The organism is Paracoccus sp. TRP, from assembly GCF_000185925.1.
In the GTDB taxonomy this organism is placed as follows: Bacteria; Pseudomonadota; Alphaproteobacteria; order Rhodobacterales; family Rhodobacteraceae; genus Paracoccus; species Paracoccus kondratievae.
Window position 1 is genome coordinate 1 of record NZ_AEPN01000075.1, and the last position, 7,905, is coordinate 7,905.

A 7,905-nucleotide genomic window follows, 5' to 3' on the forward strand; every position below is an offset into this window, starting at 1 on the left:
GGATAGCCATCTCACCAGCCCTCCGACATAACAGCAGCGCAGTCAGAACGGGCATAACCGTCGCAGGCTGCGGGATTGCTGGCTGCCTCAACGATGGCTTTAGCGGCAGGGACCGCGATCCAGATCACGGCAGCCACGATAGCCAGCATCGCTGCCATATGCAGGGCGGTCCGTGCTGCGGACACAAGGCGATGAAACGTCATTGGACGATCTCCCGATACTCAGCAGAGGGCGGGGTGATGGCGCGGCCCCACAGAGGCGGTTCGAGACTGATGCTCTTGGCCGCGTGGAATTGCTCAACAGCGTCCAGATCGCGCAGGCAAAGCTCAGCAATCAGTCCGGCGGGACCGGCGGGGGGCGGGGAAAACGGTGTGTGCATTGCAGGGATTTTTCCTCTCACTAAGCGGCCAGATCGGCGGGGGCTTCTTCGTGGCCTGTGAGATATATATTGCGAATATCGCAAATAGATTTCAAGTCCAAAATTGCGACAATCGCAAATTAAGTTTGCTGCATTGCATCCGCCCGTGCTATCCTCCCCCTGCCGGGGATCGGCTCCGGCGCAGCAAAAAGCCCGCCGGTGAGGGCGGGCTTCATGTAGAGGATCGAGATGTTCGACACCCAGAAGTGGCGCGTTCGCCGCCTCAAGATCGCCTTTTGGATCAGCTATCGCATCTTCCGGGTGCCGGTGCAGATCGGGAGCGGATACCTGGACTAGTTGACACCAAAGTCGATCATGGTGTGGCTAAAGGTGGTGAACACCACCGCCTTGTCTTTTGTATAGTCCAAGGCGAGATAGAGCGCCGACTTCACGGCCGCCCCGTCTTCGGTGTTCAGGAACACGCATGACGTGGTGCGGTCCTTCACAATGCCGAAGCGTCGAAACACCTCGTATAGCTTTTGGTATCGCTCAGAGTAAGTGGCATCATACTTGATGCTGAATGTGACGCCAATCATGGCCGCCTCCTATGATGAGAGGCCCGGCTTGACGTGGTTCACATGCGCTGTCATAACAGCACTTGTGAATTCACACTTCCACCGGGCCAACGGTGGGTTAGATTGGCCGTAGAGTGCTCCAACACTCTGCGGCCGTTCTCTTTTTACCCCTTTGCCGGAATAACAGGCAACATCAGCATCCTGTGGCCATGCTGATTTTTAACCCCAATATGTAGTGCTGTTGCGGATTCATCACAGAATCCCCGGAGGTACATCCGCCCCCGCTTCCCCTCAGTAAGCGAAAAGCCCGCCCCACGGCAGTAGGGACGGGCTTCCTGATGTCATTGCTGCTACATCACCAGCATTGATTCCCGGAGCGACGATTCGAGTCAAGAAAAAGCCCCCGCTGCGGTTCCAGCGGGGGAAGAGTGAGATGGATACTCGAATAGTACAGCTTTGGGGTCGCATGTATAGAGGCGAGAGTCAAGGGAAGCCCCTGCCGGGAAACCAGAAGAGCCGACAGGGGCACCCGCGCAGATTCCTCAGCGCGGATAAGGGAAACGCGCGGTCGGCGAGGGGGTTCCGGAATGAAGAAGCCCCGCCGATTCGGGCGGGCATATGAGTCCGTGCTATCAATCCCGACATGTGTTACGATGTATCATCCCGGCGGAATTCTCGCCGTGGTGTGATGGAGGACCTGTCATGGTCCGAGAAAGCAAAGTCCCGCAAACCGAGGCCCAGATGCTTCAAACGGCCGTAGACGGTATGGACAGCGACGGCGATTTGGATAACGCCGCAGAGGTCGCGCTGGCCAAGGAAGAAGCCATGCAGGCCGCGCACATGAAGAAGGTGAACGTCTGGCGCAGGGGATATGACGCCTTGGGCGATTGAACGCAGCCAGAAAGGGTTGGCGTGCGGCGGGGGAAACCTCGCCGTTTTCGTTTTCGGAATGAAGAAGCCCCGCCGGAGCGGGGCTGGGGTTAGGGGCCGCATCTGTACATGCTTAAGCCGCAAGTTTGTACTCGCCGTCGCGATGGTTGATATTGATTGGTTGAACCTCAGCAGTTTGCACGCTGCTTTTGGCAAGGCCTTCAACGCCACCAGGGACGCTGTCCAGTTTCAGTCGCTCAATGGCGAGACTGCGGACAACTGTTTCCACCGCGCCTTCCATGGGGCATTCGCCGCGTTCCCACCTCCCAACGGACTGCTTGTCTCGGTGGACGAGTTGCGCCAGCTCAGCCTGAGTCAAGCCCATCTCGGTTCGCAAGAACCTAAGTTCTTCGGGGCTCATGCCTTTTTTGTGGCATACAATACCTTGCGCGATAGCACGATGAAGTTCGTTGATCGCTGGGATCTGAATTACCTCATCCCCCTCGTCATCGATCATCGGATCTAGGCCCTCAATATACACGTTAGCCAGGCCACTTTCCGTGTAGTGATAGGCATTCATTATTTTGTCTCCACAATGGTACCCGCTCGCGTGGATGTTTCATCTATCCACATAATTGTAACGAGCTTTATGGTACAATTTTGCTCGTCTGGAATCACCACCAGAGCAACCGACCTCCCACCGCTGTTGGGGGTAGGGCCTTCTATTACATATTTGTAATAGTATGGCCTCGTAGCTGGGACGCCTTCGGCGTAAACGAAGCCGTGTTTAAGTACATGCAACACGTCCGGTACATACAGCCCCCTTTCACTTTCTCGCCGCATTGCGTGGACTTTGTAAGCCAGAGAGAGCTTGCCGTCTCGGGCCATGGCTCGAATTCTTTCAGTCGCCTCCCTGGGAGGCCAAGGCCCATCTTGGCTCAGCTTGATTCTCCGCGCTTTTCGCCATCAAGTATCATCGTGATACTAACCGTCAAGGGGTGAAATGGTTCCACCCAACGCTTCAGGCATTTAAGAAACCATCACTGCCTCTCACCCCCACTTCCCCTAACCCCCAGAATATCCACAGATTCATCCCCTGCTTTCTGGTTGACCCCCCGAGTCGGGCGCTTGATCGGCGGATGAGTCGGTCCCATGATGTTCTTGTTTTGTTCTTGAGTCTGGAAGGAGGGAGAGAGATGGACAGCGATGAGGAATATGTTGAGCGCAAGCTCAAGGCTATCACGGCTCTTCCTCGCGGCGTTGACCGCGATAGACTCCTAAGGAGCCTAGCAAAAAGCGCGCCTCTTGCTCGTCTAGCGTCTGAATTTCCTGAAGTAATCGAAGCCTTGCACTCTCGCGCCGGGTGTCCTGGCTTGCAAAGAACTCAATAACCTTGGGTATCTCTGAGGCGTGAACGCTTCGTTCACCCTTAAGGATCTTGCTGACCACGTCAGGGCCAACGCCCAAGGCTGTGGCGAGAGCAGATTTTTCGCCCCGCTTCCCAGAAAGGCGCTTTCGTATCCAGTCTGCGTCAATGGTCTCCATGCCTCTTTGTTGCGCATTTCGCAACAAGGTAATACTGCTATTAACGCAATTTTTTGGCTTGCTTTTATTTGCGATTATCGCAATAAAATGAGGCATGGAACCAGCGACTTCAATCATCAATATCTGCGGCGGCTTTCAGGTTGTTGCGGACATGACTGGACGCGACGTCTCCCGCGTCCACAGATGGACTTACCCAAGAGAGCGCGGCGGCACCGGAGGAATTATCCCGGCAGACGCGCAAGAGGCCCTGCTGCTTGAAGCGATTAAGCGGGGCATCCCTTTGAGGCCGGATCATTTCTTCCCCGGATATGTTCGACATGTGAACGCCACCCCCTCCCGTCAACCCCGCCCCCGTCAGGGCAAAGGGGGTGTGGCATGAGCATCACCAGACAGACTGACGAACGCGATCTGCTGATCCTCTCCCGAGCCTGTGCCGGTGAGACGCTTGCAGCCATCGCGGACTCGCTTGGCATTACCAAAGAGTATGTCCGCACAATAGCGCGCCGCGTGCTTGTGGCTGATCTGACCGAGAGCGGCGAGCCTGAGAGCGTCGTCCGCCCGGCCTATCCATGGGCGAGGGAGTGATGACATGGCCCACACCCCTCATCGCTGTGGCCGCTGCGGTGCACCGGCTTGCTACGGGTTCGGTCCACCACTCGGCCACCCGGACCGAGGCCGCATCTGGGCCTGTGCAGAACACCGGGACGCCGCCAGAGAATGGCACCAGCAGACGTACCACGCCCGACCTGACCGTCAGGGCGATGCGCCTGCACAACCGCAAGAAGGACGCCGCCGATCGGTATCTGCGGGTTCATCAGATACTCGACAAGGGAGCCTGATATGATGCTTGCGCGTGTGCAGCTTCCTTGGCCTCCGTCAGCAACCAGCCCGAACGCCAGCGGGCAGGGGAAATGGCGCAGTAAGGCCGACGCCGCCAAGGGCTACAAGCTGGCCTGCTGGGCGCTGTGCGAGGCCGAGAAGATCCGGCCCGTCGATGCCATTGCCGTTGACGTGCTGGTGACGTTCTGCCCGCCGTCCAAGCGCCGCTATGACCTCGATAACGCGCTGGCCCGAGCCAAGCAGGGATTGGACGCCGTGGCCGAGGCCATCGCCGTCGATGACAGCCATTGGCGCCGCAGCACCCTGGAGCGCGGAGAGCCGTGCCGAGACGGCGCCGTAATCGTTCACATCATGGAGGCAGAGGCGTGAGCGATCCGTGGCTCAAGTTTTACCCCACTGACTGGCGGTCAGATCCCGCCCTTCGGATGTGCAGCATGGCGGCTCGCGGTCTTTGGATCGAGATGATTGCCCTGATGCATGAGGCTGTCCCGTACGGCCACCTTCTCGTTGCCGGTCGGTCCCCGACGGACGCGCAGCTCGCCGTGTTGGTAGGAGCGCCATCTGACCAGATCCCCGAATTGCTCGGCGAACTGGATGCAGCCGGTGTGTTCTCCCGCACGAGAGAGGGCGTGATCTACTCGCGGAAGATGACGCGGACAGCGAAGAGGACCGCCATAGCGCGGAAAAACGGGAAAAAAGGCGGCAACCCATCCCTTTCAAAAGACAGGGATAATCCGCCGTCGGATAACCCACCGGATAAGGGTGGGGATAAGACCCAGAAGCCAGAAGCCAGAAGCCAGATAAGAGAGGATGCTAACGCATCCTTGTCGCTCGCCGCCGATCACCAGCCGATTGACGAGGTCGCCGAGGCGGTCCTGGCCTACCGGGCAGCGGCAGAGCGGCAGGGCTGGCCCATTCCCCAGCGACTCGATCAGACGCGGCGGAGGGCCATCAGCGCCAGGATCAAGGAATCGGGCGGCCCAGAGGGCTGGCGGATCGCAATCGAAAAAGCCGCAGCATCGCCGTTTCTCGGGGCCGCGAGACCGTTCGCAGGCTTCGGCATCGACTGGATCGCCAAGGCCGCAAACTTCAAGAAAATCATGGAAGGCAACTACGATGACCGCAAATCTTCCCAGCAAAATCGCCAGTCTGCCGCCGACGACCGCTTTGGACGTATCGCAGATGCAGCCATCCGAAATCGCGCACCATCGCGCCCAGATTTTGGCTTCGGTTGAGGTCGTCCTGCACGGATATTGGCAGCCCGATGACTCCCAAAGCCTGCGCGCTGCGGTGCTTGCCGACTGGTGCGATGAGTTGGAGCCGTGGCCGGTCGAAAGCATCCGCGCCGCTCTGCGTAAGCATCGCAGGGACTATCCGAACCGCCGCCCTAATCCCGGCCACATCTTGGCAATCCTGTCCGAGGCGTGGGGCCGCAGGAATGTCGAGCAGGTCCGCGCCGCGATTGCCAAACCCGAGCCTGTCCGCGACTTGCCCAGCCCGGAGCGACGCGCCGAAATGGCCGCCGAGGTGGCCCGGGTTATGGCTGGTCTGGGAATGCGTCAATGACCCACCTCACCGCCCCCGATCATCTCCGTGGCCGCATGTCACGCTGGACGCCGCAAGAGCTGCGCGACGAACGCGCGGCGTGGATAATGGCCCGTGCTGCTGAGGGCTGGACCATGCCCCCCATCGCCCGCGCCCTTGGCATCAGACCCCTCGCGGTCAATAAAATCGCCTATGACGCTGGTTATCGCTGGTGGCAGCACAAGCGCCACATTCAGCATCCCAGATGCCGCCCTGTAACTGTCGCTGATCGCACGTGGCCCAGCATTAGGGCTTTGGCGAGGGATATCGGCCGGACGGACGCTTGGGTGGCGTGGCGACTGGACAATGGCCGCCTGCAGGACATCGAGGCGGCACTACAGGAGGCGCACCGTGAGCAAGCCTCTTGACCAGTACAAGACTGCCATCGGCACCAGGCGCAAGCAGGTCGTCAAAGCGGCCCTCTGGGCGCGGGACGCATCCTGTCGTTGCCGTACTGACGCCGATCGGGCGGGGGTGCTCGCCGTGCTGGTTGGCGTGGTGGATGAACATTTCCCCGCAGAAGGCGCGGAGAGCCGCTCAGCGGGCGAAAAATCGGGGGCAGGGGCATGAGCCATCAAGCACACATTTTTACCGGCACCGAGATCAGCACCGGGCGTCGCCGCCCGTCCGAAATCGTTGCGGAATACGACGCCAAACGCGCGGCTCTGCCTGATGCGTTGGCTGCATTCGATGCGGCGGGTGATGCGCTGAAATCGGCTGCCACCATCGGCGGGACATGGGGAAATATCACATTGGACACAGGGCGGGGCATCTATCTCAGTGCCTTGGAAAGGTCATTGCTGCAATCGGCATGGCGTCATGTCTACGAGCTGTATGGATTAGAGCAGATCGCCAGCGCCGAGGCCAAGCGTCGCTACGAGCAGATGTTCAGCGCGCCGCCACCGTTCACGGTCGAAAACATCCGCGAACAGTTCGGCGACTTGGTTTCCGATCCGTGGGGCAGCATCCTGCGCGGGCTGGCAGAGGTGTTTTCGCAGCTAGACCCGGCATTCAAATCGCATGAGCGGATGAAGATCGGCGTGAAAGGCCTGCCCAAGCGCGTGATCCTTGATAGCGTTGCCGGATATGGTTCATGGGGCCGGGATCGGCTACGCGACATCCTGAACGCTCTGGCGGCCTACCAGGGGAAGCCGCTGGTCGAATATCGCGAGATGGAGAGGCTGCTTGAGGGCGGCTCTCTGCTGGATGCTTGGACGGCGCCGAAGGACTTCCACCGGCCCGAGACCACATTTCCCGCGCGCGGCGTCTGGCTCAAGCGGTTCCAGAACGGAAATGGACACCTGTTCTTCAGCCCCGAGGCGCTGGCCGACATCAACCGCGCCTTGGCCGAATACTATGGCGACGTGCTGCCAGACTGCCCGGACGAGCGACCGACCAGGCATCGCGCCAGCACCGCAGTATCGAAAGACCTGCAATACTACCCCACGCCCGCCGCGGTCGTGGAGCGCGTGCTGGCCGATATAGCCTATCGCCTGCCCGGTCAGCGGGTATTGGAGCCGTCATGCGGCTGCGGGCGCTTCATGGACGCCCTGAGCGCCGCTGGTGCCGAAGTGATCGGCTGCGAGGTGGATCCGGTGCGCGCTGCGATGTGCGAGGCGAAAGGTCACCGCGTCATGCGCATGAATTTCCTCGAAACGGTTCCGACCGCTGACTTCGACCAGGTGGTGATGAATCCGCCGTTCTATGGCCGCCACTATGCCAAGCACGTGCGGCACGCGCTGAAATTCCTCAAGCCCGGCGGCCGGCTGACTGCGATCCTGCCCGCAACCGCGCGCTACGACCATGGCGAATTGGATGACCTGCGTCCGCATTGGTCCGACCTTCCGGTCGGATCGTTCGCCGAGAGCGGTACCAACATCAACACAACCGTAGCCACTATTAGGAGGGCGGCATGACCGTCATCGTTTACACTCAGCCCAATTGCCAGCCGTGCGCCGCCGTGAAGCGGTTACTGATGGCCGAGGGCATTCCGTTCGAGGAACGCCCCGCCGCCGAGCACCGCGATTCCCTCGCCAGCCTCGGCGCGCGGTCAGTCCCGGTCATCGTGGACGGTGATCAGGTGATCCACGGGTTCATCCCGGACCAGCTGCGGGCGCTGAACCAGTGACCGTC

General features: G+C 60.1%; 15 protein-coding genes. 10 read left to right on the top strand and 5 right to left on the bottom strand.

The features are described 5' to 3' along the window. Positions 1–11: 11 nt before the first annotated feature. Together PARACOCCUSGL_RS0119060 and PARACOCCUSGL_RS0119075 are read right to left on the bottom strand one after the other, a co-directional pair. On the bottom strand, positions 12–203 hold the full coding sequence (locus tag PARACOCCUSGL_RS0119060) for a hypothetical protein (protein ID WP_010400339.1): 192 nt from the start codon (positions 201–203) through the stop codon (positions 12–14). Positions 204–711: 508 nt separating this feature from the next. Then, positions 712–954, bottom strand: a complete 243-nt coding sequence (locus tag PARACOCCUSGL_RS0119075; RefSeq protein ID WP_010400344.1) for a hypothetical protein — start codon at positions 952–954, stop codon at positions 712–714. Between the two features lie 681 nt (positions 955–1,635). Here PARACOCCUSGL_RS0119075 and PARACOCCUSGL_RS0119080 point away from each other — a divergent pair. Continuing rightward, positions 1,636–1,824, top strand: coding sequence for a hypothetical protein (locus PARACOCCUSGL_RS0119080; RefSeq protein WP_010400345.1), 189 nt, complete (start codon positions 1,636–1,638; stop codon positions 1,822–1,824). A 112-nt stretch (positions 1,825–1,936) separates the two neighbouring features. Here PARACOCCUSGL_RS0119080 and PARACOCCUSGL_RS21670 read toward each other — a convergent pair whose 3' ends face one another. The 3 genes from PARACOCCUSGL_RS21670 to PARACOCCUSGL_RS0119095 all read right to left on the bottom strand — a co-directional run bounded on the left by PARACOCCUSGL_RS21670 (position 1,937) and on the right by PARACOCCUSGL_RS0119095 (position 3,465). Beyond that, positions 1,937–2,383 (bottom strand): DNA-binding transcriptional regulator, encoded by a 447-nt coding sequence (locus tag PARACOCCUSGL_RS21670; RefSeq protein WP_010400346.1) that lies wholly within the window; start codon positions 2,381–2,383, stop codon positions 1,937–1,939. After that, positions 2,383–2,691 carry a DUF4258 domain-containing protein gene (locus tag PARACOCCUSGL_RS22740; RefSeq protein ID WP_029372748.1) on the bottom strand — a complete coding sequence of 103 codons (309 nt, stop codon included), beginning with the start codon at positions 2,689–2,691 and terminating at the stop codon, positions 2,383–2,385. The genes PARACOCCUSGL_RS21670 and PARACOCCUSGL_RS22740 overlap by 1 nt, the downstream gene beginning before the upstream one ends. Before the next feature lie 351 nt (positions 2,692–3,042). Then, on the bottom strand, positions 3,043–3,465 hold the full coding sequence (locus tag PARACOCCUSGL_RS0119095; protein WP_138918402.1) for a hypothetical protein: 423 nt from the start codon (positions 3,463–3,465) through the stop codon (positions 3,043–3,045). A gap of 258 nt (positions 3,466–3,723) precedes the next feature. Between PARACOCCUSGL_RS0119095 and PARACOCCUSGL_RS0119100 the strand changes: the two genes are divergently transcribed. The 9 genes from PARACOCCUSGL_RS0119100 to PARACOCCUSGL_RS0119140 are packed head-to-tail and all read left to right on the top strand — an operon-like array spanning position 3,724 to position 7,900. Further along, positions 3,724–3,933: a sigma factor-like helix-turn-helix DNA-binding protein gene (locus tag PARACOCCUSGL_RS0119100; RefSeq protein WP_010400348.1), complete on the top strand. Its 210-nt coding sequence runs from the start codon at positions 3,724–3,726 to the stop codon at positions 3,931–3,933. Then, complete coding sequence (locus tag PARACOCCUSGL_RS0119105) at positions 3,933–4,187, top strand: hypothetical protein (RefSeq protein ID WP_138918403.1); 255 nt, start codon at positions 3,933–3,935, stop codon at positions 4,185–4,187. Before PARACOCCUSGL_RS0119100 ends, PARACOCCUSGL_RS0119105 begins: the two co-directional genes overlap by 1 nt. A 1-nt stretch (position 4,188) precedes the next feature. Beyond that, a complete protein-coding gene (locus PARACOCCUSGL_RS21030; protein WP_010400351.1) occupies positions 4,189–4,557 on the top strand; it encodes a hypothetical protein in 369 nt (122 codons plus the stop codon). Continuing rightward, complete coding sequence (locus PARACOCCUSGL_RS21305; RefSeq protein WP_050804230.1) at positions 4,554–5,423, top strand: hypothetical protein; 870 nt, start codon at positions 4,554–4,556, stop codon at positions 5,421–5,423. The genes PARACOCCUSGL_RS21030 and PARACOCCUSGL_RS21305 overlap by 4 nt, the downstream gene beginning before the upstream one ends. After that, on the top strand, positions 5,371–5,754 hold the full coding sequence (locus PARACOCCUSGL_RS0119120) for a hypothetical protein (RefSeq protein WP_138918404.1): 384 nt from the start codon (positions 5,371–5,373) through the stop codon (positions 5,752–5,754). The genes PARACOCCUSGL_RS21305 and PARACOCCUSGL_RS0119120 overlap by 53 nt, the downstream gene beginning before the upstream one ends. After that, on the top strand, positions 5,751–6,140 hold the full coding sequence (locus PARACOCCUSGL_RS0119125) for a hypothetical protein (protein WP_010400356.1): 390 nt from the start codon (positions 5,751–5,753) through the stop codon (positions 6,138–6,140). The genes PARACOCCUSGL_RS0119120 and PARACOCCUSGL_RS0119125 overlap by 4 nt, the downstream gene beginning before the upstream one ends. Then, positions 6,124–6,342 carry a hypothetical protein gene (locus PARACOCCUSGL_RS0119130; protein WP_010400357.1) on the top strand — a complete coding sequence of 73 codons (219 nt, stop codon included), beginning with the start codon at positions 6,124–6,126 and terminating at the stop codon, positions 6,340–6,342. Before PARACOCCUSGL_RS0119125 ends, PARACOCCUSGL_RS0119130 begins: the two co-directional genes overlap by 17 nt. Then, positions 6,339–7,688, top strand: a complete 1,350-nt coding sequence (locus PARACOCCUSGL_RS0119135) for a DUF4942 domain-containing protein (RefSeq protein ID WP_010400358.1) — start codon at positions 6,339–6,341, stop codon at positions 7,686–7,688. Before PARACOCCUSGL_RS0119130 ends, PARACOCCUSGL_RS0119135 begins: the two co-directional genes overlap by 4 nt. Further along, the gene (locus tag PARACOCCUSGL_RS0119140) at positions 7,685–7,900 is read left to right on the top strand and encodes a glutaredoxin family protein (RefSeq protein WP_010400359.1); all 216 of its coding nucleotides are present in this window, start codon (positions 7,685–7,687) and stop codon (positions 7,898–7,900) included. The genes PARACOCCUSGL_RS0119135 and PARACOCCUSGL_RS0119140 overlap by 4 nt, the downstream gene beginning before the upstream one ends. Positions 7,901–7,905: the final 5 nt, after the last annotated feature.